The following is a 25,190-nucleotide window of genomic DNA, read 5'->3' as shown; positions in this document are numbered from 1 at the left end:
GGCGGGGATGTTTACGACTGCAAGATCGTTAAGCCAGGTGTATTTATGGCCGATAGCTCACGCGAATTTTTGCTGGAAATGACGGATATCTGTAAGTCATTTCCCGGCGTCAAAGCTTTGGACAATGTCAATTTACGCGTCCGTCCGCACTCGATTCACGCCCTGATGGGGGAGAACGGGGCGGGGAAATCGACGTTGCTGAAATGCCTGTTCGGCATTTATAAAAAAGACAGCGGCAGCATTGTGTTTCAGGGTCGGGAAATCGATTTCAAGAGCTCGAAGGAAGCGTTGGAACACGGCGTTTCGATGGTGCATCAGGAGCTGAACCTGGTGCTGCAACGCACCGTGATGGACAACATGTGGCTGGGGCGCTATCCGACCAAAGGCCTGTTCGTCGATCAGGACAAGATGTTCAAAGACACCCAGGCGATCTTTGACGAGCTGGATATCGACATCAACCCGCGCGAAAAGGTGGGCAACCTGTCGGTGTCGCAGATGCAGATGATCGAGATCGCCAAGGCGTTTTCCTACGACGCCAAGATCGTCATCATGGATGAACCGACCTCTTCGCTGACGGAGAAAGAGGTCAATCATCTGTTCACCATCATCCGCAAGCTGAAAGAACGCGGCTGCGGCATCGTCTATATCTCGCACAAGATGGAAGAGATCTTCCAGCTGTGCGACGAGATAACGGTGCTGCGCGATGGCCAGTGGATCGCCACCCAGCCGCTGGAAGGGCTGGATATGGACAAGATCATCGCCATGATGGTCGGCCGCTCGCTGAGCCAGCGCTTCCCGGACAGGCAAAACACGCCGGGTGAGGTGATCCTTGAGGTGAAGAACCTGACATCGCTGCGCCAGCCTTCGATCCGCGATGTGTCCTTCGATCTGCACCAGGGCGAGATCCTCGGCATCGCCGGGCTGGTGGGCGCCAAGCGCACCGACATCGTCGAGACGCTGTTCGGCATTCGTGAAAAGGTGGCGGGCACTATAAAGCTGCACGGCAAGGCGATCGACAACCACAGTGCCAACGAAGCGATCAACCACGGGTTTGCGTTGGTGACCGAAGAGCGCCGATCCACCGGGATTTACGCTTACCTCGATGTGGGTTTCAACTCGTTGATCTCCAATATCCGCAATTATAAAAACAAGCTCGGCCTGCTGGATAACGCGCGGATGAAGAGCGACACCCAGTGGGTGATCGACGCCATGCGGGTGAAAACGCCGGGGCATCACACCCATATCGGCTCGCTGTCCGGCGGCAACCAGCAGAAGGTGATCATCGGCCGCTGGCTGCTGACGCAGCCGGAGATCCTGATGCTGGATGAACCGACGCGCGGCATCGACGTGGGCGCCAAGTTCGAGATTTATCAGCTGATGACCGAACTGGCGAAGAAGGGCAAGGGGATCATTATCGTCTCGTCCGAAATGCCGGAGCTTTTGGGGATCACCGACCGTATTTTGGTGATGAGCAACGGTCAGGTTGCGGGCATCGTTAACACCAAACAGACCTCGCAAAATGAAATCTTACGTCTCGCCTCCCTGCACCTTTAAGGATCGGAATTATGAACGCGCTAAATAAAAAAACCTTATTTACCTATTTCAAGGAAGGCGGCATTTACGTGGTGTTGCTGGTGCTGTTGGCCATCATCATCATTCAGGATCCTACCTTCCTTAGCCTGATGAACCTGAGCAACATCCTGACGCAGTCTTCGGTGCGCATCATCATCGCGCTGGGCGTGGCGGGATTGATCGTGACTCAGGGCACCGACCTGTCTGCCGGGCGGCAGGTGGGGCTGGCGGCGGTGGTGGCGGCCACGCTGCTGCAGTCGATGGATAACGTCAACAAGGTATTCCCGCACATGGAAACCTGGTCGATTCCCCTGGTCATCTTGCTGGTGTGTGCGGTCGGCGCGGTGATCGGCCTGGTTAACGGCCTGATTATCGCCTATCTCAACGTGACGCCGTTCATCACCACCTTAGGCACCATGATCATCGTCTACGGCATCAACTCGTTGTATTACGATTCGGTCGGCGCGTCGCCGGTCGCGGGTTTCGATCCGAAGTTTTCCACCTTTGCCCAGGGCTTCTTGCGCTTCGGCGACTTTAAGCTGTCGTACATTACTTTTTACGCGCTGATCGCCATCATATTCGTCTGGATCCTGTGGACCAAGACCCGCTTCGGCAAGAACATCTTCGCCATCGGCGGCAACCCGGAAGCGGCTAAGGTGTCCGGCGTCAACGTGCCGTTGAACCTGATCATGATCTATGCGCTGTCCGGCGTGTTCTACGCCTTCGGCGGCTTGCTGGAAGCGGGACGCATCGGCAGCGCCACCAATAACCTCGGCTTTATGTATGAGCTGGACGCCATCGCCGCCTGCGTGGTGGGGGGCGTCTCGTTTGCCGGCGGGGTGGGTACGGTGTGGGGCGTGGTGACCGGGGTGATCATCTTTACCGTCATCAACTACGGCCTGACCTATATCGGCATCAACCCGTACTGGCAGTACATCATCAAGGGCAGCATCATCATCTTCGCCGTGGCGTTGGACTCGTTGAAATACGCCAAGAAGAAGTAGAGCTACCGCAGCACAGACAACAAGGCCGGCCTATTGCCGGCCTTGTTGCATTCTAGGAGGCAGGGCGCAGCAAAACAGTAAGGCATTATTTGGCAATGGCTGGCTGGGTTGTTTCGGGTAAGGGAATTGCCCGATCTTGAGGTTGGGTTGGTTACAGCGTGACACAGTTTTCGGGCTACCCACATGACATGAAGCCAGTAAACTGCTTTTATCTACCGTTCTCAGGGAGCAAACTATGCCTGTATTTACCATTACGCTGAAAAGTCGTAATACGCTTGATAAGAAAAGAATTTCATCAGCTATTCACGCGGCGGTAGTAAAAACCGGCTATCCTGCGAACGATCAATTCCAGCGCTTTATCCGTCTTGGGGAAGACGATTTATATGTGGACCCCACTTATCCCGATCTGGAATCCCCCCGCAGCGCTAACTTCGTGTTGATTGAAGCCATGCTTTCCTCTGGTTCCCCTGATGCCCGCAAACAATTGCTCTTGCAATCACTGGTACAGGAACTCGCCCTGATTGGACTGGACAGCAATGATCTGATGGTCCTTTTCATTGAACTGGATCGTTTGAATAGTTCATTCGGCGGCGGCAGAAGGGCATCGCCGCTTTCTATGTCGCAATAAGCTGTCAACGTACGTAGAGAGTGCTTTACGCAAATCATCCGGTATTCGTTAACACTGCGTATTTCTCGGATAATACGCCCTTTTAGCGTATTGCTGGGGACGCGTGTAAAACCCTCTGCCGGATGATTAAGGCTGTTTGGCTTTTTGCTTCTCTTCTTTCAGCTTGTGCTCCAGTTCCACCAACTGTTCCGGTGACACGGCGGGATAACCCTGGGCGTCTTCCGGCACGGTGTGCATGGCGGAGATCGGGATCAGCGGGCCGAGGAAGCGCGGCTCGCGCTTGAGGATGTACAGATCGGTCAGCGCGCCCAGGCGAGCGAAGATCTCGCGGGCGCGCACCGTCATCATGTCCTTCGGCGACGGCACCGCGTAGCACTGCGCCTGAATGCCCATGTGCAAGGCGATGAACAGCGCGCGCTCGCAGTGGAAGCGCTGGGTGATGATGATGAAATCGTTGGTGTCGAACACCTTGCGGGTGCGCACGATGGAGTCTAGAGTGCGGAAGCCGGCGTAGTCCAGCACGATATCGCTCGGCGCCACGCCGGCGGCGATCAGATCGCGACGCATGGTCATCGGTTCGTTGTAGCTTTGCTGGGCATTGTCGCCGCTCAGCAGCAGGTATTTCACCTTGCCGCTGTTATAGGCGTTGATCGCCCCTTGAATGCGGTAACGGTAGTACTGGTTGATCACCCCGGTGCGGTAATACTTGGCCGTGCCGAGCACCACGCCAACCTGGCGGTGCGGCAGCTCCTGCAGTTCGTCGTAGACGTAAGGCGCGGTTTTCCAGCTGATCCAGCGATCGAGCGCAATAGCCGAACCCATCAACACCGCAATGATGATGAACAGGCTGATGATCAGGCGTTTCCACATGTTGTTGCCTTACGCGCGCCGGGCTGAAAAAGATGGATCAAGGCTACTTTACCTGACCGATCGACGCAAGACGCGAAACGCCTGAAGCACGCGCAACGCCGCATTTTTCGGCGGTTCAGGCTGAAAAAAATGTTGATCGGTCTGGTGTTGAAAGACACGCAGAAGGAATGGATAGATAACAATGAAAAGGCAACCCTGAAACTCAGTGCTCAGGGCTGCTTTTGAGTGACGTTTTAAAAGTAAGAGAAAATAAATCTGGCTAAAGTTTTTTTCCTAACACTCATCCAGCCAATATCTTTGATGACGTTCAGGTACTCTTTTCTCATTTCTTTCGGGATACGCGTGAAACAAGCTCTGGCGTCGTTCAGTGATGAGCTAACACAATGAGAAATAAAACTATTTAAGCAAACGTTCAGTTCATCATCCGTTTGAGAACGTAATGCGGTCATTTTTTTTGCTACCGTTAAATAACCAATGGCATTTCGTTCACTTTTCTTTGATGTCATGACTGAATTCGGGCGTATGCGCCTTCTGTACAGAATATCATTTATACAAATAATATTGGATTTCTGCGATAGCAGGATCTTGGTAGTAAATAAGTTATCTTCATGCACTATGCCAGGATAAAATGGATTATCTCTTACAAGCTGAGTCCTGGAAACGAACATGCACGGACTTACCGTATAGTTTTTTAACTTCCATGACCTTTTGAAAAATGTATAACTATCCATCGCTTCTTCGCACAATTGGGTATTTCTAATGTACTTAGGAGCATAACTTGCTGTAAGTTCATCATCTGCATTATCGTAAAAGCTTTCACCATTGAAGAAAACGATGTCGCTATTAGTCACATTGAGTGCCGAGATGCATTTTGATATCAATGAGTTATCAATGGTATCATCACTATCGAGAAAAAGGACGAACTCGCCTGTAGCCAGCGTTAGTCCATTGTTTCTGGCGACTGACTGCCCCTGATTTTTTTGCGTCAAAATTTTCAGTCTAGTGTTATTGCGAGCAAGTTCAGATAGTAACGCTTCAGTATTGTCTGTTGATCCATCGTTGACAACGATGACTTCAATGTTTTCGTAATCCTGCCCAAGCGCAGAGTCTACACACTCAACAATGTATTTGTCCGTGTTGTAACTTGCTATAATAATGCTAACTTTCGGGGTCATATTGATTAAACTCAATCGGGATTAGTTTTGATAAGACTACCATGGAAATCAGCGGTTTTAAACATAAAAAACGAACCAACTTAATTTTTACAGGCAGAAAAACGGGCTGGTGACTCATTTATGATAAATGGATGACGCTGAGGTGACTGATTGATTTTCTATTTCATAGAAGCAGATCCAAGAACTCGTTCTTGGATCTGTTGAGTTAAATTATTCCTTATTAAATACAGCCTTCTTGAAGTAAACAATTCTGTCACGTAAGAAAATCATGGATGCGAGGAGATATACAAAGGCGCCGAACAATGATATGCAAACCAATGAAAATACGCTATTTATCACGATATTTAAGTGAGAGGCATGTAATAGCCAGTAGAGCGCAGCGAACATGATTCCTGAACAAATTCCCGGCGCAATGAGTCTGGCAATAACCTCAAAAAGGTTACCTCCTAATAGTCGCATTGTGATGGACATTGCCGGAACGAAGTTTATTATGTTGGCGACGAAATAAAGCATGGTGAGTGTAATAATGTCGTATTGCACACCGATGATAAATGCACTTAATAGCAGGAAAGAGCCCAGGAAACCAAGCATCAATAATATCCCTGCACGTCCCTTAGACATTAAAACCGCACCGCTAGAGCTGGTCACTGCTTGAACAATCCCTGTCGGCGCCAGCCAGAGCATAATTGTCGCACTCAGTGCCCATTCAGGTCCGAAGACAATATTAAAGAACGGCTCTCGTAACGTTGCCAGACCTACCATCAGAGGAAAAACAAGGAATGTGATGACATCAATCGATTTCAGAAATAGTTTTTTGACCTCTGCTTCATTATCTTGCTGACGGCTCATTATAGGAAACAGCGATCGGGATGCGATGAAAGTTAAGTTTTGAAGCGGGAACAACATGATTCTGTAGGCCAGAGAGTAAGAGCCGAGAATGTTGGCACTCATATAGCGGCCGATAAGCATGCTGTCGGCATTTCTGGAGAAGTAATTAACAAAATTGAATAATGTAAGATTGCTGCTAAAGGAAAAAATTAACTTCAACTCATCTTTATTGAAAATTTTCTTTATGTTCGGGCGCCAATCACTTTTTATCCAAAGTAGAGTCGTTGATATAATTGCTGTCAGTAAGTTTGATATGACAAGGCTATAAACGCCAGCGCCCATATATGCCAGTATAATCGCAGCAATAAGAGATATAATACCTGCCGACAACTCAATCAAAGAGACTGTCATGAATTTTGAATTTCTTTCCAATAACGCTAGGTGGGTAGAGCCGCTGCTGGCAATAGGAAATGAAATAGATAGGAGAAGTAAAACGTCGACTAGTCGAGGTTCCTTGAATAAATGTGCGATTAGCGGTGACAAAATTACAATTGCAATGGCGATGATTGTCCCCATTGTAATGTTGAGACCGAAAATAGCGTTAATTGTGCTGTTCTTTAACTCTCGATGTTGAATGATGGCCGCAGAGGTACCCAAATCCCTGATCAAAAGGGAAAAGTTAATCACTACGTAAGCCATGGCCATTAAACCGAACTCCCCCGGAGGAATCAGCCTTGCCAGAACGAGCATGCTCATTAGCTGGGTGAAAACCTTACCCAGTTGTGACAGAGTTACCCACTTTGCATTACTTAATGCGTTCATAAAAAACCTTAAAACTAATTCAGACCCTGAAAATAATGCCCACATTTAAACAATAATCAATAAGGACATCGTAAATAAGTAAGTTGCTGAATTTACATCAATTTCAAAATGTTGTTAAAAATGCGAAATATCGTCAAAAATAATACTGTGTTCTTTTATTTTTCAAAATCATATGCCTTAAAAATAACTTATGGGGTATTTAGACATAGCAAGTCACATTTTTCAAGGATTCTGTAGGCGAAGAGAGCATTATCAGAATAAGTTGAGACTGACAGGAGGGCCAACGTCAAAGTCGAGCCGTGAAGTTTACTGGCTAGGTGGTTAAAATCCATTCATAGCTGTGAGGGCGTCGGCATTACAACTGTAATGCAAGTATACTGAAGGATGGTACGGCAATAATAACTTGGCACTCAGGCGGTGTACTCTGATAGAAAGCCCTTGGCAGAACCACAAGGGCTAAGAAAAATTGCAGGCCTATCATTACAGACGCAGGGAAGTTCGCGATAGGCTTGGCTAATTTAGAACGAGGTGCGCTTGTAGCTGCGGTACTGCGGCCGCCAGAAGTTGTGCTCGATGGCTTTCGACAGCGCGTCTTCGGAGGTAACGATCGCCACACCCTGCAGCTGCGCCGCTTTACCCACTTCCATGGCGATGCACTTCGACACGCCCTGAATATCGTCGATATTCGGCAGCAGTGCGCCGTGGCCGTCGGTGGCCAGCGGCGAACAGTCCGCCAGCGCGCGGCTGGCGGCCATCAGCATAGCGTCGGTGACGCGGGTGGCGCCGGAGGCCAGCACGCCGAGGCCAATCCCCGGGAAGATGTAGGAGTTATTGCACTGGGCGATCGGGTACAGCTGCTCTTTATAGCTCACCGGTGCGAACGGGCTGCCGGTCGCGACCAGGGCGGCGCCGTCGGTCCAGTTGATGATGTCTTCTGGGCGGGCTTCCACGCGCGAGGTCGGGTTGGACAGCGGCATCACGATAGGGCGTTCGCAGTGTTTGTGCATTTCGCGGATCAGCTCTTCGGTAAACAGCCCCGGCTGGCCGGAAACGCCGATCAGAATGGTCGGCTTGGCGTTGCGCACCACGTCCAGCAGCGAGATGGCGTCGCTGGCGGTTTCCCAACCGGTCAGGTTGTCGCTCTTCTGTACCAGCTTGCTCTGGAAATCGAGCAGGTTCGGCAGTTTGTCGGTCAGCAGGCCGAAGCGGTCGACCATGAATACGCGGGCGCGCGCTTCGTCTTCGCTCAACCCTTCGGACTTCATCTGCGCGATGATCTGCTCGGCGATGCCACAGCCGGCGGAACCGGCACCGAGGAAGGTGACGGTCTGATCGCGCAGCTGGCTGCCGGCGGCGCGGCTGGCGGCGATCAGGCTGCCGAGGGTCACCGCGGCAGTGCCCTGAATGTCATCGTTGAAGCAGCAGATCTCGTCGCGATAGCGGTTCAACAACGGGGTGGCGTTGTTCTGTGCGAAGTCTTCGAACTGCAGCAGCACGTTCGGCCAGCGGCGTTTGACCGCCTGAATAAACTCTTCGACGAAGGCGTGGTACTCCTCGCCGGAGATGCGCGGATGGCGCCAGCCCATGTACAGCGGATCGTTGAGGCGCTGCGGGTTGTTGGTGCCGACGTCCAGCACCACCGGCAGGGTATAGGCCGGGCTGATGCCGCCGCAGGCGGTGTACAGCGACAGCTTGCCGATGGGAATGCCCATGCCGCCGATGCCCTGGTCGCCCAGGCCGAGGATACGCTCGCCGTCGGTGACCACGATCACCTTGACGTTCTGCTTGGTGGCGTTTTGCAGCATGTCATCGATGCGATCGCGGTTCGGGTAGGAGATGAACAGCCCGCGCGCGCGGCGATAGATATCGGAGAAGTGTTCGCAGGCCTCGCCGACGGTCGGGGTGTAAATGATCGGCATCATCTCGCTCAGGTGCGAGTCCAGCAGGCGGTAGAACAGGGTTTCGTTGGTGTCCTGGATGTTGCGCAGGTAGATGTGCTTGTCGTTATCGTTCTTGAAATCCTGATACTGACGGTAGGCGCGTTCCACCTGTTCTTCGATGGTTTCCACCGCCTCCGGCAGCAGGCCGTGCAGGTTGAAGTGGCTACGTTCTTCCTCGGTGAAAGCGCTGCCTTTGTTCAGCAGCGGAAATTCCAGCAGAATCGGGCCGGCGTAAGGGATATAGAGCGGGCGTTTGCTTTCGTATTCTAGTTCCATCAGTTTTACTCTTCACGTATCAGATAACTTTATTGCCGACGATCCTAAGAGATAAAGAGAAGATGTACAGCATTTGTTGCCAGATGATGAACCAGGTTGGCGTAATTATCGACAATCAAATGATTTTTTAACTAAAGAAAGTGTTTCTTGCGGCGTCGGGGCATTGTATTTGGCGGGCGGGGCTGTTAACGGCGGAACCGGATGGCCCCGCCGTGGTGCGCTTAGAAAGTGGCGCGGCTGACGTTCTGGCAGCCTAGCGCCGCCAGGGTGGCGCGGGTGGCGTCCCACTGGCTGAGGATCGCCTCCTGCGGCTCGACCAGTACGGCGCGGCGAATGTTCAGGCAATCGTCGCCGGAGAGGTTCAGCAGGATCAGCGCGGCCTGCAGCGGCGGCAGGCTAGGGTTGAAGGCGGCGTTTTCCGCATAACGGCCGGCATAGATAATGCCGTCTGTCGTTTCCAGCGCCACGCCGCTGTGGGCGTTGCTGTACGGTGCGTGACTCTGATTGGCCGCCGCCAGTGCCGCCTGTGTCAGTGCGTCGTCCAGCGCCAGCTGGTGACCGTGATCGACCTTGTCCATCAGCAGCGAAGCGATATCCAGATCTTTCGGGCCGAAGGCGTCCGGCAGATAGTCCGCCAGCGTAGCCGGCGCGCGGCCCGGCAGACGGATCTGCAGTTCGCCGCCGCTGTTCAGCTCATTCATAAACTGGCGGCAATGACCGCACGGCGTGTAATTGACGGTGACCGAGGCCAGCGCCGATTCACCGCGCAGCCAGGCATGGGTAACCGCGCACTGTTCCGCATGCACGGTTTGCTGCAGCGGTGCGCCGCTGAATTCCATATTGGCGCCGAAATAGAGGTTGCCACTTTGCCCGCGCGCGATGGCGCCGACGTGGAAATGCGATATCGGGGTTAACGAGCAGGCCGCCGCCAGCGGCAGCAGCGCGAATGCCAGCGCATCATCGTCCAGCCCGCAACCTGTGCGGATCGCCGCCGCTTGCTCGGCCGTGAACATCGCCGGAAAGTCAGGCGCGTCCAGATAGGGCCGCAGGGCGGATTGCAGTGTCGCGGGCAGTGCGCTGAAAGCGGTGTGAAAACGCGGATGCATAGAAGGTCTCTCTACGAGTTAACGGGGTAACATTCTAGGCAGGCCAGAGACATTAAAGTGTGATTAATGTCTCTTAATTGGTGAAATTAATGCAATGAAATAAATAAATGCGAGATGTATCGCAAGTTTCGCCGTATTCAGCCGAACAGATGCAGCAGCACCGGGAACAGGAACGGCGCCAGCAGTGAGGTGATGATGCCGCAGATCACCAGCGCCAGCGAGCCGAATGCGCCTTCCTGGTAGTCCATCTCCGCGCAGCGTGCGGTGCCCAGCGCGTGGGATGCGGTGCCCATCGCCAGGCCGCGCGCAGAGTGGGTGGTGATTTTCAACAGGTTGAACAGCGTATGGCCGAACACGGCGCCGAGGATACCGACGAAAATGACGCAGACTGCGCTGATCGCCGGAATACCGCCGAGCGAGTCCGCGACGGCCATGGCGATTGGCGTAGTGACCGATTTCGGCAGGATAGAGGCGGCGATTTCCGGCGTGGCGCCCAGCCACAGGGCGATGGCGCCGCCGCTGATCATGGCGGTCAGGCTTCCGATGAAGCACACCGCGATAATCGACTTCCAGCGCGCGCGGATCTGGTGCAGCTGTTCATACAGCGGGAAGGCCAGTGCGACAACCGCCGGCTGCAGCAGATCGTTGAGGATTTTGCTGCCCTGAAAGTAGCGCTCATAGGGGATGCCGGTGAGCAGCAGCAGCGGGATGATCACCGCCATGGACACCAGCAGCGGATTGAGCAGCGGCATGTTCAGCTTGCGCGCCAGCCAGCGCGCGGCGAAATAGACCGCCAGCGTCAGCGGCAGCGACCACCAGATTTCATGGATCATGGGTTGCCCTCCGTGTCGTCGGGCTTACCGGCGATGCGGCGCTCGCGGTGAAAATAGTGTGAGGTATAGCCGACCACCACCAGCACCATCAGCGTGCTGATGAGGCAAGAGATGACCAGCGGGCCCAGATGCGCGACGATCTGATCGTAGTATTTCATCACCCCGACGCCGATAGGCACGAACAGCAGCACCATATAGCGGATCAGCAAATGGCAGCCGGGTTTAACCCATTTGGCCGGCATAATCTGGGTCGAGAGCAGGGCGAACAGCAACAGCATGCCGAGAATGCTGCCGGGAATGGCGAACGGCAGCAGCGCCGCCACTGCATTGCCGACGAACAGACACAGGTAGATGAGGAGCAGGGCTCTCAGGTATTTCCAGCACAGTGTGAGCACGTTGGCCATTGTCTTTCCCCGTTTAATTGCTGCATTCATCATACAATTAAACTGTGAGCCATGCCACAGATCGCACCATGAATTATCGCTATGGGTGCCATACCCGATCGGCGGGTTGACAGCCTGCAATGGCTACCACGCGCGGGTTCAGCGCGTGTCTTCGGCCGCTGCCGCCGCGTGTTCTGCCAGCCGGTGGCCGAGGAAGAAAAACAGCAGGCTGAGCAGCGCGGCGACGATCAGCATCACGAACATCAGCGGCGGCGCGGCATAGCTGAGCAGCACCCCGCACAGTACCGGGTTGATGGCGCCGCCCAGCGCGCTGAGATTCTGTACTCCATAGTAGCTGCCTTTCAGGTGCGGGGGCGCGATAAAGTCGATGAACATGTATTCCACCGGGATCACGATGATTTCGCCGAGGGTAAACACCGCCATCGCCGCCAGCCACAGCCAGACCGCCTGGCCGGCCGCCATGAAACCGAGCAGCCCGACGATGAAAAACAGCGTGCCCAGCACCAGCCAGCGCAGCATGTTTTCCTGGCGCATACCGCGGCTGAGCAGGTATTGCAGGGCGATAACGATGCTGGCGTTGACGATCATCACCAGCCCGATGATTTTGTAGGCGAACTCGGCGCTGGAGACGGTGATCAGATACTGCGACAGATAGCCGGTGAACTGACCGAACACCACGGCGCCCAGGGTGCTGCCGAGGGTGAAGTAGATAAGCCGCCGATCGCTCCGCAGGATTGTCAGCGTCTGGCGGAAGTTGGGGAGCGCGGCCGGTGCGGCGGCTGGCGTTGCGCGCTGTTGCCGACCGCGCAAGCGCAGGCTTAGCGCCGCCACCGTCGCCAGCGCCAACCCGCCCGACAGGTAAAACGGCAGCAGCGGGCTAAGCCCGGCCACCAGAACGCCGAGCGCAGAACCGATCGCCCAGCCGACGTTGACCAGCGTGTAGTTGATTGAAAAAGCCTTGATGCGCTGCTCAACCGGCAACCCGTCGGCGAAGCAGGCCTTAATGGTGATGCTCAGCACCGAATAACAGGTATGCAAGATGGCCAGCACCACGATCACGCCGCCGGGGCGCGGGATCCAGGGAATGGCGAAGAAGCTCAGCGCAAACAATACAATCGACAGCAGGATCAGGCGGTTCTTGCTGAATTTGTCCACTAGATAGCCGCCGTACAGGCTGGCAAGGATGCCGAGGGTCAGGCTGACGCCCAGGATCACGCCCACGCTCTTCGGCAGCAGATGGAAATGCTCGGTGAGGTAGATGGTAATGAACGGCAGCGTCACGCCGCGGCCGATGGTCAACACCAGCGAACTGGCCAGCAGCATGTTAATCAGCGAGGGGAATCCCTTCATTCGAAGCCTGTTTATGCATACAGTTATTGGGCGATGCAGATAACATAGCGTATTTTGGCGAGGACGGAAGGGGGAAGCCGAAAATTAGTTTAAAAACAGAGGCTGCGTCGGCAGCCTCGTCAAAAACAGCATTATTTACCGTGTTCGGCCTGCAGCGTGGCGAACCACGGTTGCACGAAGTCGCTGCTGCTGCCCCAGCCGGGGATGATCTTCGCCAGCCCGGCGACGTTGACCGGCCCCGGCTGCGCCAGCAGCAGCGCCTGCGGAATGACCGTCGCTTTGAACTGATAGCTGTCCGGCGTGCTTTCCCCGGCGATCTTGTTGGCCACCAGGCGCACGTTGACTGCGCCGATAAGCTTCGGATCCACCGCCACGCTGACCTGCCACGGGCTGCCGGCTTCGCGCATCAGCTGCAAGTCCTGGTTGGAGATATCGATGCTGTACAGCTTGATCTCGGTGCGGCCGTTCTCTTTCAACGCTTTGTAAGCGCCCTGAGTGAAGGCGTCCCAGGTGCCCCAGATGGCGTCGATCTTGCCTTTCGGGTATTTCGCCAGCACCGCGCCCACCTTGTTGGCGGTATCGCCCTGCACGTCGGATGAAACCGCGCCAATCGATTCCAGCTCGTGAATGCCCGGATGCTGTTTCAGCAGCTGCTGATAGGCGGCCTGGCGGCGTTCCATTGGTGGGAAGCCGGCTACCCAGAGTTTGATGATGTTGGCCTGGCCGTTGAAATCCTTCACTAACTGGCCGAAGGAGGCGTTGGCCAGCGAAGCGTCGTCCTGCTGCGAGACGGTGACGCCGGGAACGCTGCCACTGACGTCGGTATCGAACGCCGCGACGGCGATGCCGGCTGCCGCGATGCGTTTAACCAGCTCGGTGGAATAGGGGGCTCGCCCCTGTGAGAGAATGATGCCGTCATATTTCTGGCTGATAGCCTGGTTGACGAAGTCCTGGAAGCGCGCGTCGTCGCCGTTGCTGAGGAAGGTGTCCACCTTGAAGCCCAGCTTGCGTCCTTCCTGGATGGCACCCGCCAAAAATTGCGTGGTGTTGTCGTCGGAACCGAGGTTGCGGATCACCGCGATGCGCACCGGCCCCTGATGCTGAGCGATGGCAGCTGGCACGGCGGCGTTTTCCGCTGCCTGCAGCGGCAGGGCAGCCAGCAGGCTGAGGGCGAGCAGCGAAGTCTTGACGTTTTTCATTATTATAGGCTCCAAAAAGCAGGGAAACGATCCCGGTGAAGGTCTGTTATAGCAGTCTTTCTGTCTGGACGTCTATTTGTTGTTGCGGAGCATCATAGCGAGATGCGGCAGGCGAGGGAATCAGAGCGGTTATGACTTTTTCTTACTGCTTATAACGTCGGGTTTGAGACATTAAAAAAGGGCCGAGCAAGCTCGACCCTCGATGTTACGCACCGGTGCGGTTATTTGACCTGCATACCAGGCTGCGCGCCGCTGTCCGGGCTCAGCAGGAAGATCTCTTTCCCGCCAGGGCCCGCCGCCATCACCATGCCTTCCGAAACGCCGAAACGCATTTTGCGCGGCGCCAGGTTGGCGACCATGATGGTCAGACGGCCTTCCAGCGCTTTCGGATCCGGGTAAGCGGAGCGAATGCCGGAGAAGATCTGGCGCAGTTCGCCGCCCAGATCCAGCTGTAGTTTCAGCAGCTTGTCGGAGCCTTCGACAAAGTCGGCGCTCTTGATCAGAGCGATGCGCATGTCTACCTTGGCAAAGTCGTCGAAGGTGATGGTTTCCTGAATAGGATCATCGGCCAATGGACCGGTCACCGGTTTGGCGGCGGCCATGTCTTCCTTCGAGGCGTTGACCATCTCGCTGACCTTATCCAGATCGATACGGTTGAACAGCGCTTTGAATGCGTTCACCTGGTGGCCCAGCAGCGGTTGCGGGATTGCGTCCCAGCTCAGCTCGGCGTTGAGGAACGCTTCGGCGCGTTCGGTCAGCGAAGGCAGCACCGGCTTCAGGTAAGTCATCAGCACGCGGAACAGGTTGATGCCCATCGAGCAGATGGCCTGCAGATCGGCATCGCGGCCTTCTTCCTTCGCCACCACCCAAGGTGCCTGCTCATCCACGTAACGGTTGGCCAGATCGGCCAGCGCCATGATTTCGCGGATCGCGCGGCTGAACTCGCGGCTGGCATAAGCTTCGGCGATGCTCTGCGCCGCGTCGACGAAGGTCTGGTACAACGCCGGATCGGCCAGGCTGTCGGCCAGCTTGCCGCCGAAGCGCTTGTTGATAAAGCCGGCGTTGCGCGAAGCGAGGTTCACCACCTTGTTGACAATGTCGGCATTCACGCGCTGCACGAAGTCTTCCAGATTGAGATCGATGTCATCAATGCGTGAAGAGAGCTTGGCGGCGTAGTAATAGCGCAGGCAGTCGGCGTCGAGGTGCTGCAGGTAGGTGCCGGCCTTGATGAAGGTGCCGCGCGACTTGGACATCTTGGCGCCGTTCACCGTCACGTAACCGTGCACGAACAGGTTGGTCGGTTTGCGGAAGTTGCTGCCTTCCAGCATCGCCGGCCAGAACAGGCTGTGGAAGTAGACGATGTCCTTGCCGATGAAGTGATAGAGCTCGGTGGTGGCGTCTTTGCGCCAGAACTCGTCGAAGTCCAGATCGCCGCGTTTGTCGCACAGGTTCTTGAAGGAACCCATGTAGCCGATCGGTGCGTCCAGCCAGACGTAGAAGTATTTGCCCGGCGCATCCGGAATTTCGAAGCCGAAGTAAGGCGCATCGCGGGAGATGTCCCACTGCTGCAGGCCGGATTCGAACCACTCCTGCATCTTGTTCGCCACTTGCTCTTGCAGCGCGCCGGAGCGCGTCCACGCCTGCAGCATTTCGCTGAAGGCCGGCAGATCGAAGAAGAAGTGCTCGGAGTCGCGCATTACCGGCGTCGCGCCGGAAACCACGGACTTCGGATCGATCAGTTCCGTCGGGCTGTAGGTGGCGCCACACACTTCGCAGTTGTCGCCGTATTGGTCCGGCGATTTGCATTTCGGGCAGGTGCCCTTCACGAAACGGTCCGGCAGGAACATGCCTTTCTCCGGATCGTACAGCTGAGAAATGGTGCGGTTCTTGATAAAACCGTTTTCTTTCAGGCGGCTGTAAATCAGGGTGGACAGCTCACGGTTTTCATCGCTATGGGTCGAGTGATAGTTGTCATAGCTGATGCCAAAGCCGGCGAAATCCTGTTGGTGCTCCTGGCTCATCTCCGCGATCATTTCTTCCGGTTTTACGCCCAGCTGCTGCGCTTTCAGCATGATCGGCGTGCCGTGCGCGTCGTCCGCGCAAATGAAATGCACTTCGTGGCCGCGCATTCGTTGGTAACGCACCCAGATATCCGCCTGGATGTGCTCGAGCATGTGGCCGAGATGGATGGAACCATTTGCGTACGGTAGCGCGCACGTCACCAATAATTTTTTCGCGACTTGAGCCATAGTGAGAACTTGCTTTCTGTAATGAATAAAAGGGCCTTCGATGTTAACCGATCGCGCCCTTCGCTGCTAGGGCGGTTTCTTGCAGGTTATACGCGCCAGCCGCCGGGCAGTTCTGATATGCTTAGCCGGAAGCTACCCATTCAAAATCAAGGAGCCGGGATGAACGCAAAATCCCCTGAGCAGACCAATCCCGAAGTTCTGCGCGCCCTGGTGACCGGTGTACTGGCCGCCTTTGAACACCCGACGTTGAAAAACAACCTGACCGCATTGAAGGCTATCCATCACTGCGCGTTGCTGGACGATGTGCTGCATATCGAACTGACGATGCCGTTTGCCTGGCTGAGCGGCTTTGAAGCGCTGCAGGCAAGCGTTGGCCCCGAGCTGCTGCGCGTGACCGGCGCCAGCGCCATCGATTGGAAGCTTAAACACGATATCACGACGCTGAAGCGTGCCAACGGCCAGGCCGGTATCAAAGGCGTGCGCAATATCATCGCCGTCAGCTCCGGTAAAGGCGGGGTGGGGAAATCCACCACCGCCGTCAACCTGGCGCTGGCGCTGGTCGCCGAAGGGGCCAAGGTCGGCATTCTGGACGCCGACATATACGGCCCGTCGATCCCCAATATGCTGGGCACCGAACACGAGCGGCCGACTTCGCCGGACGGTCAACATATGGCACCAATCATGGCGCACGGCCTGGCGACCAACTCTATCGGCTATCTGGTGACCGACGACAATGCTATGGTGTGGCGCGGACCGATGGCCAGTAAGGCGCTGATGCAGCTGTTGCAGGATACGCTGTGGCCGGATCTGGATTATCTGGTGCTGGACATGCCGCCGGGTACCGGCGACATTCAGCTGACGCTGTCGCAGAACATTCCGGTGACCGGCGCACTGGTGGTTACCACCCCGCAGGATATCGCTTTGCTGGATGCCGCCAAGGGCATCGTGATGTTCGAGAAAGTGCATGTGCCGGTGCTGGGCATCGTGGAGAACATGAGCGTGCATATCTGCAGCAACTGCGGTCACCATGAGCCGATTTTTGGCACCGGTGGCGCCGAGAAGCTGGTGCAGAAATACAACAGTCGTCTGCTGGGGCAGATGCCGTTGCATATTTCGCTGCGCGAAGATCTGGATCGCGGTACGCCGACGGTGATCAGCCGACCGGACAGCGAATTCGCCGACATGTATCGTCAATTGGCCGGCCGTGTGGCTGCGCAGATGTATTGGCAGGGCGAGGCGATCCCGACAGAGATTGCGTTCCGCGCGCTGTAATCAGCCTATCGCAATGCAAGAACCCGGCTTAAACGCCGGGTTTTTTTATAGGATGCGGGCAGGGTTGTGCAAATCTGCCCGGGTATAAGGACGTTCGATCTGTGCCAGCGTTTTGGCGATATGCTCCAGCAATCCCTGGGTGGGAGCCGGCTGCCGCTGTCCCATCAGCGCCAATGGCAAGGCCAGCGCGATGGCGAAGTGCGGCCAAGAGAGATGCGGGCGCGTTTTGCTCCGCTGCAACCACAGGAACAGTGCGCTGGCCAGGTAGCCTAAAATCAGCCCGCTGATCACCTCGGATACCGAGTGCACGCGAATTTCCAGCCGCGAAACGCCGATGGCGAAAGGTAATATCCACCCGGTCAGTAAAGCGATGCTACGTATGGGGTGGGAAAAGCGACCGGTCAACGTCCAAAGCAATGGCGGCCAGATGCTTGCCGCGAGGGCTGAATGGCCGCTGAATCCGGTGAAGTCATAACTTGCGCTACCAATGCCCCAGCCCATAAAGGCCAGTTTGGACAGGCAGACCAGCCCGCCGGTGAAACCGAAGATCAGCGCCCATTGCCAGCCTGCCGCGCGAGTGGCGGGAGACGCGATCAGCAACAAAAACAGAATCAGCGCGCAGGGCAGCAGCAGCATGCTGTCGCCGAAAAAAGTCAGAAAATACCAATCCAGCACATCAATCTCCGATGAAAGGGGACGGGGAGCAAAAGTCAGCGCCGTGGAGTGTAACCCGTTACGGCGCGTTGCCCTAGGCGTGAGATTCTTAAAATGCCGCTTGCCCGTGGCGTGACAGCCCGAATTCGCCCGCCGTTGCGCAATATACAGTGGCGCAAACCCCGGCGACTCCCTATAATTGTCGCGTTTTAGTTCCCCCCTTCACACTATGAAATCAGGTCTTTAATTTTATGACTGACAATCCGCATCAGTGCGTCATTATTGGTATAGCTGGCGCATCTGCCTCCGGAAAAAGCCTTATCGCCAGCACGTTGTACCGCGAACTCCGCGAGCAGGTCGGCGATGAGCACATCGGCGTTATTCCAGAAGACAGTTACTATAAAGACCAGACTCACCTGACCATGGAAGAACGGGTCAAAACCAACTACGACCACCCGAGCGCCATGGATCACAACCTGCTGTTCCAGCATCTGCAGATGCTGAAGGCCGGTAAGGCGATCGAGCTGCCGCTGTACAGCTACACCGAACACACGCGCAAGAAAGAAACTGTCCACCTGGAACCTAAAAAAGTCATTATTCTGGAAGGGATCTTGCTGCTGACGGATATCCGCCTGCGCCAGGAAATGAACTTCTCGATCTTTGTCGACACGCCATTGGATATTTGCCTGATGCGCCGCATGAAGCGCGACGTCAACGAGCGCGGCCGCTCGATGGATTCGGTGATGGCGCAATACCAGAAGACCGTGCGCCCGATGTTCCTGCAATTTATCGAACCTTCCAAACAATACGCCGATATCATCGTCCCGCGCGGTGGCAAAAACCGCATCGCGATCGATATTCTGAAAGCCAAAATCAGCCAATTCTTTGAATAATGCCCCTTAATGGCCGGAAATGTGCATTTCCGGCCGGCGGCCAACTATTTGCACCCCGGCGTAGACCTTTCGCCCGTTGTGTGGCAATTTTTGTTTAGTTATGCGTTTTGATGGAGAAGAGAGACATGAGACTGTGTGACCGCGATATAGAAGCCTGGCTGGATAGCGAGAAACTGGTGATTTCCCCGCGCCCGCCGCTCGAACGCATCAACGGGGCCACAGTAGATGTCCGCTTGGGCAATCAGTTCCGCGTGTTCAGTGGCCATACCGCGCCTTTTATCGATCTTAGCGGACCGAAAGACGAAGTCAGCGCCGCGTTGGATCGCGTGATGAGCGACGAGATTGTCCTGCCGGAAGGCGAAGCGTTCTTCCTTCATCCCGGCGAGCTGGCCCTGGCGGTGACGTTCGAATCCGTGACGTTGCCGGACGATCTCGTGGGGTGGCTCGACGGCCGTTCTTCTCTGGCGCGCCTGGGGCTGATGGTACACGTCACTGCGCACCGTATCGATCCGGGCTGGCATGGGCGCATCGTGCTGGAGTTTTACAACTCCGGCAAGCTGCCGCTGGCGCTGCGGCCGGGGATGCTGATTGGCGCCTTGAGCTTTGAGCCGTTGTCCGGCCCGGCGGCCCGGCCTTATAACAGCCGGCAGGACGCAAAATATCGCGATCAGCAGGGCGCAGTAGCCAGTCGAATCGACAAGGACTAACGGCGCGGGATGCACCGTCGGTGTGGCGCTGACAAGAGGGTGGCATGAGAAGATTACTGACGACATTGGCGATTTTATTGGTGGTCGTGGTGGCGGGGATGTCCGCGCTGGTACTGCTGGTCAATCCGAATGATTTTCGCGGTTACATGGTCAAAAAGGTCGAACAGAAGAGCGGCTACCAACTGACGCTCGAAGGCGACCTACGTTGGCATATCTGGCCACAGCTCAGCATTCTGGCCGGGCGCATGACGCTGACCGCGCCGGGTGCCAAGGCGCCGGTAGTGAGCGCGGAAAACATGCGCCTCGATGTCAAACTATTGCCTCTATTGTCGCATCAGCTGTTTGTTAAACAGGTGATGCTGAAAAATGCCGTCATTCGCCTCACGCCCGACAGTGAAGAGCACTCTCAGGTGGACGCCCCGATCGCACCCGCCGGTAGCGGTACTGACGCGGCAGACGCGGCCTGGAAGTTCGATATCGACAACCTACGGGTCGTGGACAGCCTGCTGGTTTGGCAGCGCGCCGACAACGAGCAAATCAATGTCCGGGATATCAATCTCACTCTGCAACAAACGGAGAAACGGCAGGCGCAGCTGGAACTTTCCAGTCGGGTTAACCGCGATCAGCGTGACCTGACCTTCAGCATGGCGGCCGATGTCGATCTACAGCAGTTCCCACGCCAGATCGGCGCCAAAGTGACTCAGTTCAATTACCAACTGGTGGGCGCGGATATTCTTAATGGCGGTATTCAGGGAGAGGGCAATGCACAGGTGGTCTATCAGCACACGCCAGCGCAGATTGCCATCAGCCAACTGAACGTCAGTGCCAATAACAGCCAATTGGCCGGCGATATCAGCGCCAGCCTCGGGACGGTGCCTGGCTATGTGGTGAATCTGAATTCGGCTAATCTCGATCTCGACGCGCTTTCCGGTTGGCAATCCAGCACTAATACCGCCGAGCAGTCCGCCGTGACCGCCGCGCCGGTGATCGCCAGCCAGGTTGACGATCGGCAGCAGAACCTGGAAGCGCTGCGCAATTTCAATGCACAGTTGAATCTGCAGGCGGCGCAGTTGACCTACCGCGGTATGAACGTTACCCAGTTAGCCGTCGCGGCGGATAATCAACGCGGCCTACTGACGCTGCATAAACTTGTCGGGCAATTGGCCGGCGGTGATTTCTCCTTGCCGGGCTCGCTGGACGCGCGCGGTAATAAACCGGTGATCAGCGTGCAGCCGACGTTGAACCAGGTTGAACTCGGCACGGTGCTCAAAGCCTTCGACATGCCGCAGATGCTGACCGGCAAATTCAGCATGAAAGGGGATCTGACCGGCGATCGTCTTTCTTCACAGTCATTTGAGCACCGCTGGCGCGGTACGGCGCAGCTGGCGATGCAGGATGCGCAGTTGCACGGCCTGAACATTCAGCAACTGATCCAACAGGCGGTGGCGCGCAACGATAACAGCGTGCGCGGGCAAGACAGCTATCAGCGCTATACCGAGGTCAAAAGCGTCTCTGCGCAGGCCAGCCTGAATCAAGGCACGGTCAAGCTCAGCGGTCTGACGGCGGATTCTCCTTTGCTGGCGCTGACCGGCGCCGGCAGCATCGATATGCCGGGCAAGCAGTGCGATATGGCGCTTAACGTGCGAGTCACCGGCGGATGGCAAGGGCGCGGCGAGCTGATCGAACAACTGCAAAAAACGCCGATTCCGCTGCGGGTTTACGGGCCTTGGCAACAGCTGAATTATCAACTGCAAGTCGATCAAGTGCTGCGAAAAACGCTGCAGGATCGGGCCAAGGATGCGTTGAACAAGTGGGCTGAAAAGAACAAGGATTCGCGCGAAGGCCAGGATCTGAAGAAGCTGCTCGACAAACTGTAATCCCTACGACGCGGGCCACATTGTGGCCCGCGTCAATATCGAGATTCCCGCGGTAATTTCTCTCCGTTACCTTGATGAAGGTCATGAAGGCTCGCGCGCAGTTTGTGCAGAGTAAGGGCTGTTCTGCTATGACTATGCGCCTGAGCGCGAAAACATGACGAGTTGAGGAAACATGATAGAGCTTCTTATTGGCGCCGCAGTCGCGGCGGGCGTGGGCCGTTACATCATCAAGGGATATTCCGCTACCGGCGTTTTGTTGGTGGGGGGGCTGCTGCTGCTCGGCATCAGTGCCCTGATGGGGAAAACGCTGTTGCCGTCCGGCGCCACCTCAACCGGCTGGCGCGCGACCGACATGATCGAATACGTCAAGATTTTGCTGATGAGCCGTGGCGGCGATCTGGGCATGATGATCATGATGCTGTGCGGCTTTGCCGCGTACATGACGCATATCGGCGCTAACGACGTGGTGGTCAAGCTGGCCTCGCGCCCGTTGCAGATGATCAACTCGCCTTATCTGCTGATGGTGGCGGCATACTTTGTCGCTTGCCTGATGTCATTGGCGGTCTCTTCCGCCACCGGCCTCGGCGTATTGCTGATGGCGACGCTGTTCCCATTGATGGTGAACGTCGGCATTAGCCGCGGGGCGGCGGCGGCCATTTGCGCTTCGCCGGCGGCGATTATTCTGGCACCAACCTCCGGCGACGTGGTGCTGGCAGCCAAGGCGGCGGAGATGCCGCTGGTGGACTTTGCGTTCAAAACCACGCTGCCTATCTCGATTGCCGCCATCGTCTGTATGGCCGTGGCGCACTTTTTCTGGCAGCGCTACCTCGACAAAAAGAACAATGAACAGCATCACATCATGGACGTCAGCGAAATCAAAACGCATGCGCCGGGGTTCTACGCGATATTGCCGTTTACGCCGATCCTTGGCGTGCTGATCTTCGACGGAAAATGGGGGCCGGAGCTGCACATCATTACCGTGCTGGTAGGGTGCATGCTGCTGGCGGCCGTGATCGAGTTTGCGCGCAGCTTCAGCGCCAAACAAGTGTTCAGCGGCCTGGAGGTAGCCTATCGCGGCATGGCGGATGCTTTTGCCAGCGTGGTGATGTTGCTGGTGGCCGCGGGTGTCTTCGCGCAGGGGCTGAGTACCGTCGGCTTTATCAGCGGGCTGATTGGCCTTGCGCAGTCGTTTGGCACCGGCGGTTTGATCATGATGCTGGTGCTGGTGGTGATCACCATGCTGGCGGCCATGACCACCGGTTCCGGCAATGCGCCGTTCTATGCGTTTGTCGAACTGATCCCGAAACTGGCGGCGCAGATGGGCGTGAATCCGGCCTATCTGGTGATCCCGATGCTGCAGGCGTCTAACCTCGGCCGCACGCTGTCACCGGTCTCCGGTGTGGTGGTAGCGGTTTCCGGCATGGCGAAAATCTCGCCGTTCGACGTGGTAAAACGCACTTCGGTGCCAGTGATTGTCGGGCTGGTGGTGGTGATCGTGGCGACGGAACTGCTGGTTCCCCAGTAAAAGAAAGGCCGGGGGATGCCCGGCCTCAATGCTAAACCTCGTAGTCCTCCGGTGGAGGCGGCGGGGTGATCTTCACCTTCAGGATACGGTGGCTGTTGACCTCCAGCGGTTCGAACAGGTAGTCACCGATTCTGATTTGCTCGCCTTCTTGCGGCACACGCTGGCTGTGCTCCATCAGCAGCCCCGCCAGCGTGTGGTATTCGCGCTTTTCTTCCAGCGGCATCGGCAGGTACAGCACCAGATCTTCCAGCGGCATATAGCCGTTGGCGATCCAGCTGCCGTCCTCGTTTTGCTGAATGTCGTGGCGTGCGTCCACCTCTTCGCCGGCCTCCGGCAGGTTACCGGCGATGGTTTCCATCACGTCCGTCAGGGTGACGATGCCTTCGACGGAGCCGAACTCATCAACCACAAAGGCAAAGTGCGTCTGCGCCTGACGGAATTGTTCCAGGGCGCTTAACAGCGTGAGCTGCTCCGGGAAGATCAGCGGTTGACGTATCAGCGCACGCAGATCCAGCGGCGCCTGCGCCAATTGCTGTTTGAGGACGTCGATAGTATGGATAACGCCCAGCGGTTCGTCGCTGGCGCTGCTTTCCACCACCACGATGCGCGTGTGCTGATTACGCTCCAGCAACTGCGTCAGCTTCTCCTGCGGATCGTTTAGCTCAAGGTATTCGACGTCGTGACGCGAGGTCATGATGCTGCTGACCGTGCGCTGCGCCATGCCGAGTACGCGTTCGATCATGCGCCGTTCCTGCTGATTGAAGATCTCGCCGCTTTCGCTGTCGCTATCGGCCAGCAGGTTCGCGGAGTGGCTGTCGACCTCTGCTTCTTCATGTTTGCCGCTCAGCATACGCAACACCGCCTCGGCGGTGCGTTCGCGCAGTGGCCGCACCTTTGACAGGAAGCGACGGCGGTTGAACTGCGCCAGCTGGTTCAGCGCCTCGATCATTACCGAGAAGCCGATCGCTGCGTAGAGGTAGCCTTTCGGAATATGATAGCCGAAGCCCTCCGCCACCAGGCTAAAGCCAATCATCAGCAGGAAGCTCAGGCACAGGATAACGATAGTCGGGTGAGCGTTGACGAAGCGTGTCAACGGCTTGCTGGCCAGCAGCATCAGACCGATGGCGATGCAGACCGCGATCATCATCACCGCCAGATGATCGACCATGCCGACCGCGGTGATCACCGAGTCGAGCGAGAAGACGGCGTCCAGCACCACGATCTGCGCCACGACCGGCCAGAAACGTGCGCCTTTGCGCGCGCCATGCTGCTCTTCATCCTTGCCTTCCAGCCGCTCATTGAGCTCCATGGTGGCTTTGAACAGCAGGAATATCCCGCCGACCAGCATGATCAGATCGCGGCCGCTGAAGGGGTGCTCCGCGACGATGAACATCGGTTTGGTCAGCGTCGCCAGCCACGATATGGAGGCGAGCAGAGCCAGACGCATGACCAGCGCCAGCAACAGACCGACGACACGGGCCTTATCTCGTTGTTGTTTCGGTAGTTTGTCCGCCAGAATGGCGATGAAGACAAGGTTGTCTATACCCAGCACGATTTCCAGCACGACCAAAGTGGCCAGGCCGGCCCAAATTGTTGGATCAGCGATCCATTCCATACGCCCAATTTCACCTGTAAGTTCTACGGCTTATACCGCACGGGAATGATGGGCGTTGAGGCGGCAAAATTCAACTTTAATCGGGAGGACGTGGATCAGCACAGGCGTATTGCCGTAAACATCGATCGGCGCCGAGTGGCCCAAGGAATCAAGGGCCGAGGGAGCAAATATCTGCCGGGATGCCATGCGCTCAGAAAAGAAACGTCTTATTAAATATATTTAAATCAAAATATTAAAAAAATTTTCTTCAACTATGATTCTTATCGGTATGTGGCATGAGTAGTCTTATTCTGAAAACGGCTGACTGGGGGGATCTAAGGCTTGTATCACTTAGGCATTAGTATAAGAATCTTAGTCATATAACGGCAGTAACTAGCATCGTTTGGTTATA

General features: G+C 56.0%; 20 protein-coding genes. 8 read left to right on the top strand and 12 right to left on the bottom strand.

Features of this window, described 5'->3' with window-relative positions; all coding sequences use genetic code 11:
• Nucleotides 1-45: 45 nt before the first annotated feature.
• The 3 genes from mglA (at nucleotide 46) to BVU99_RS20435 (ending at nucleotide 3,204) form a co-directional block, all read left to right on the top strand.
• On the top strand, nucleotides 46-1,554 hold the full coding sequence (mglA, locus tag BVU99_RS20445; protein ID WP_004938959.1) for a galactose/methyl galactoside ABC transporter ATP-binding protein MglA: 1,509 nt from the start codon (nucleotides 46-48) through the stop codon (nucleotides 1,552-1,554).
• Nucleotides 1,555-1,565: 11 nt separating this feature from the next.
• Complete coding sequence (mglC, locus tag BVU99_RS20440) at nucleotides 1,566-2,576, top strand: galactose/methyl galactoside ABC transporter permease MglC (RefSeq protein ID WP_004938953.1); 1,011 nt, start codon at nucleotides 1,566-1,568, stop codon at nucleotides 2,574-2,576.
• A gap of 235 nt (nucleotides 2,577-2,811) precedes the next feature.
• Entirely contained in the window at nucleotides 2,812-3,204 is a 393-nt protein-coding gene (locus tag BVU99_RS20435) for a tautomerase family protein (protein WP_043142430.1), read from the top strand.
• Nucleotides 3,205-3,330: 126 nt separating this feature from the next.
• Here BVU99_RS20435 and sanA read toward each other — a convergent pair whose 3' ends face one another.
• The 10 genes from sanA to metG all read right to left on the bottom strand — a co-directional run bounded on the left by sanA (nucleotide 3,331) and on the right by metG (nucleotide 16,256).
• Nucleotides 3,331-4,074, bottom strand: coding sequence for an outer membrane permeability protein SanA (sanA, locus tag BVU99_RS20430; RefSeq protein WP_004938948.1), 744 nt, complete (start codon nucleotides 4,072-4,074; stop codon nucleotides 3,331-3,333).
• Between the two features lie 233 nt (nucleotides 4,075-4,307).
• On the bottom strand, nucleotides 4,308-5,249 hold the full coding sequence (locus BVU99_RS20425) for a glycosyltransferase (protein ID WP_099817591.1): 942 nt from the start codon (nucleotides 5,247-5,249) through the stop codon (nucleotides 4,308-4,310).
• 210 nt (nucleotides 5,250-5,459) lie between these two features.
• Entirely contained in the window at nucleotides 5,460-6,899 is a 1,440-nt protein-coding gene (locus BVU99_RS20420; RefSeq protein WP_099817598.1) for a lipopolysaccharide biosynthesis protein, read from the bottom strand.
• A gap of 518 nt (nucleotides 6,900-7,417) precedes the next feature.
• The gene (locus tag BVU99_RS20415) at nucleotides 7,418-9,115 is read right to left on the bottom strand and encodes an NAD-dependent malic enzyme (protein WP_025302151.1); all 1,698 of its coding nucleotides are present in this window, start codon (nucleotides 9,113-9,115) and stop codon (nucleotides 7,418-7,420) included.
• Nucleotides 9,116-9,336: 221 nt separating this feature from the next.
• A complete protein-coding gene (gene cdd / locus BVU99_RS20410; RefSeq protein ID WP_089195688.1) occupies nucleotides 9,337-10,221 on the bottom strand; it encodes a cytidine deaminase in 885 nt (294 codons plus the stop codon).
• A 137-nt stretch (nucleotides 10,222-10,358) separates the two neighbouring features.
• Entirely contained in the window at nucleotides 10,359-11,054 is a 696-nt protein-coding gene (locus tag BVU99_RS20405) for a CidB/LrgB family autolysis modulator (RefSeq protein WP_019454415.1), read from the bottom strand.
• On the bottom strand, nucleotides 11,051-11,458 hold the full coding sequence (locus tag BVU99_RS20400; protein WP_025302154.1) for a CidA/LrgA family protein: 408 nt from the start codon (nucleotides 11,456-11,458) through the stop codon (nucleotides 11,051-11,053). The genes BVU99_RS20405 and BVU99_RS20400 overlap by 4 nt, the downstream gene beginning before the upstream one ends.
• Before the next feature lie 138 nt (nucleotides 11,459-11,596).
• The gene (locus BVU99_RS20395; protein WP_049205818.1) at nucleotides 11,597-12,808 is read right to left on the bottom strand and encodes an MFS transporter; all 1,212 of its coding nucleotides are present in this window, start codon (nucleotides 12,806-12,808) and stop codon (nucleotides 11,597-11,599) included.
• A gap of 131 nt (nucleotides 12,809-12,939) precedes the next feature.
• A complete protein-coding gene (locus BVU99_RS20390; RefSeq protein WP_049205821.1) occupies nucleotides 12,940-14,007 on the bottom strand; it encodes a sugar ABC transporter substrate-binding protein in 1,068 nt (355 codons plus the stop codon).
• A 221-nt stretch (nucleotides 14,008-14,228) separates the two neighbouring features.
• Nucleotides 14,229-16,256: a methionine--tRNA ligase gene (gene metG, locus BVU99_RS20385; RefSeq protein WP_049208866.1), complete on the bottom strand. Its 2,028-nt coding sequence runs from the start codon at nucleotides 16,254-16,256 to the stop codon at nucleotides 14,229-14,231.
• A 159-nt stretch (nucleotides 16,257-16,415) separates the two neighbouring features.
• Here metG and apbC point away from each other — a divergent pair, with 159 nt between their 5' ends.
• On the top strand, nucleotides 16,416-17,528 hold the full coding sequence (apbC, locus tag BVU99_RS20380; protein ID WP_043142439.1) for an iron-sulfur cluster carrier protein ApbC: 1,113 nt from the start codon (nucleotides 16,416-16,418) through the stop codon (nucleotides 17,526-17,528).
• A 45-nt stretch (nucleotides 17,529-17,573) separates the two neighbouring features.
• On the opposite strand, the gene BVU99_RS20375 is transcribed toward apbC, so the two are convergent.
• Nucleotides 17,574-18,203 (bottom strand): phosphatase PAP2 family protein, encoded by a 630-nt coding sequence (locus BVU99_RS20375; RefSeq protein ID WP_025302159.1) that lies wholly within the window; start codon nucleotides 18,201-18,203, stop codon nucleotides 17,574-17,576.
• Between the two features lie 230 nt (nucleotides 18,204-18,433).
• Between BVU99_RS20375 and udk the strand changes: the two genes are divergently transcribed.
• The 4 genes from udk to dcuC all read left to right on the top strand — a co-directional run bounded on the left by udk (nucleotide 18,434) and on the right by dcuC (nucleotide 23,184).
• A complete protein-coding gene (udk, locus tag BVU99_RS20370; RefSeq protein WP_004938922.1) occupies nucleotides 18,434-19,075 on the top strand; it encodes a uridine kinase in 642 nt (213 codons plus the stop codon).
• Nucleotides 19,076-19,200: 125 nt separating this feature from the next.
• Nucleotides 19,201-19,782, top strand: a complete 582-nt coding sequence (dcd, locus tag BVU99_RS20365; RefSeq protein ID WP_019454407.1) for a dCTP deaminase — start codon at nucleotides 19,201-19,203, stop codon at nucleotides 19,780-19,782.
• Nucleotides 19,783-19,826: 44 nt separating this feature from the next.
• A complete protein-coding gene (gene asmA, locus BVU99_RS20360; RefSeq protein WP_089195689.1) occupies nucleotides 19,827-21,659 on the top strand; it encodes an outer membrane assembly protein AsmA in 1,833 nt (610 codons plus the stop codon).
• A 172-nt stretch (nucleotides 21,660-21,831) separates the two neighbouring features.
• Nucleotides 21,832-23,184, top strand: a complete 1,353-nt coding sequence (gene dcuC, locus BVU99_RS20355; RefSeq protein WP_099817592.1) for an anaerobic C4-dicarboxylate transporter DcuC — start codon at nucleotides 21,832-21,834, stop codon at nucleotides 23,182-23,184.
• 31 nt (nucleotides 23,185-23,215) lie between these two features.
• Here dcuC and BVU99_RS20350 read toward each other — a convergent pair whose 3' ends face one another.
• Nucleotides 23,216-24,799, bottom strand: a complete 1,584-nt coding sequence (locus tag BVU99_RS20350) for a TerC family protein (RefSeq protein WP_025302162.1) — start codon at nucleotides 24,797-24,799, stop codon at nucleotides 23,216-23,218.
• Nucleotides 24,800-25,190: the final 391 nt, after the last annotated feature.

Origin of the sequence: Serratia sp. OLAL2 (assembly GCF_002752475.1) — a bacterium.
Taxonomy (GTDB): Bacteria; Pseudomonadota; Gammaproteobacteria; order Enterobacterales; family Enterobacteriaceae; genus Serratia; species Serratia bockelmannii.
The sequence above is the reverse complement of the archived record's forward strand: the minus strand, read 5'-3'. Positions and strand labels throughout refer to the sequence as shown.

Bases quoted from the DNA above. Each gene is read 5' to 3' on its own strand.
- BVU99_RS20350 (WP_025302162.1), bottom strand. From the start codon at position 24,799: ATGGAATGGATCGCTGATCCAACAATTTGGGCCGGCCTGGCCACTTTG.
- mglC (WP_004938953.1), top strand. From the start codon at position 1,566: ATGAACGCGCTAAATAAAAAAACCTTATTTACCTATTTCAAGGAAGGC.
- BVU99_RS20425 (WP_099817591.1), bottom strand. From the start codon at position 5,249: ATGACCCCGAAAGTTAGCATTATTATAGCAAGTTACAACACGGACAAA.
- dcd (WP_019454407.1), top strand. From the start codon at position 19,201: ATGAGACTGTGTGACCGCGATATAGAAGCCTGGCTGGATAGCGAGAAA.
- udk (WP_004938922.1), top strand. From the start codon at position 18,434: ATGACTGACAATCCGCATCAGTGCGTCATTATTGGTATAGCTGGCGCA.
- BVU99_RS20420 (WP_099817598.1), bottom strand. From the start codon at position 6,899: ATGAACGCATTAAGTAATGCAAAGTGGGTAACTCTGTCACAACTGGGT.
- BVU99_RS20415 (WP_025302151.1), bottom strand. From the start codon at position 9,115: ATGGAACTAGAATACGAAAGCAAACGCCCGCTCTATATCCCTTACGCC.
- apbC (WP_043142439.1), top strand. From the start codon at position 16,416: ATGAACGCAAAATCCCCTGAGCAGACCAATCCCGAAGTTCTGCGCGCC.
- sanA (WP_004938948.1), bottom strand. From the start codon at position 4,074: ATGTGGAAACGCCTGATCATCAGCCTGTTCATCATCATTGCGGTGTTG.
- BVU99_RS20390 (WP_049205821.1), bottom strand. From the start codon at position 14,007: ATGAAAAACGTCAAGACTTCGCTGCTCGCCCTCAGCCTGCTGGCTGCC.
- cdd (WP_089195688.1), bottom strand. From the start codon at position 10,221: ATGCATCCGCGTTTTCACACCGCTTTCAGCGCACTGCCCGCGACACTG.
- BVU99_RS20435 (WP_043142430.1), top strand. From the start codon at position 2,812: ATGCCTGTATTTACCATTACGCTGAAAAGTCGTAATACGCTTGATAAG.
- metG (WP_049208866.1), bottom strand. From the start codon at position 16,256: ATGGCTCAAGTCGCGAAAAAATTATTGGTGACGTGCGCGCTACCGTAC.
- BVU99_RS20400 (WP_025302154.1), bottom strand. From the start codon at position 11,458: ATGGCCAACGTGCTCACACTGTGCTGGAAATACCTGAGAGCCCTGCTC.
- dcuC (WP_099817592.1), top strand. From the start codon at position 21,832: ATGATAGAGCTTCTTATTGGCGCCGCAGTCGCGGCGGGCGTGGGCCGT.
- BVU99_RS20395 (WP_049205818.1), bottom strand. From the start codon at position 12,808: ATGAAGGGATTCCCCTCGCTGATTAACATGCTGCTGGCCAGTTCGCTG.
- mglA (WP_004938959.1), top strand. From the start codon at position 46: ATGGCCGATAGCTCACGCGAATTTTTGCTGGAAATGACGGATATCTGT.
- BVU99_RS20405 (WP_019454415.1), bottom strand. From the start codon at position 11,054: ATGATCCATGAAATCTGGTGGTCGCTGCCGCTGACGCTGGCGGTCTAT.
- asmA (WP_089195689.1), top strand. From the start codon at position 19,827: ATGAGAAGATTACTGACGACATTGGCGATTTTATTGGTGGTCGTGGTG.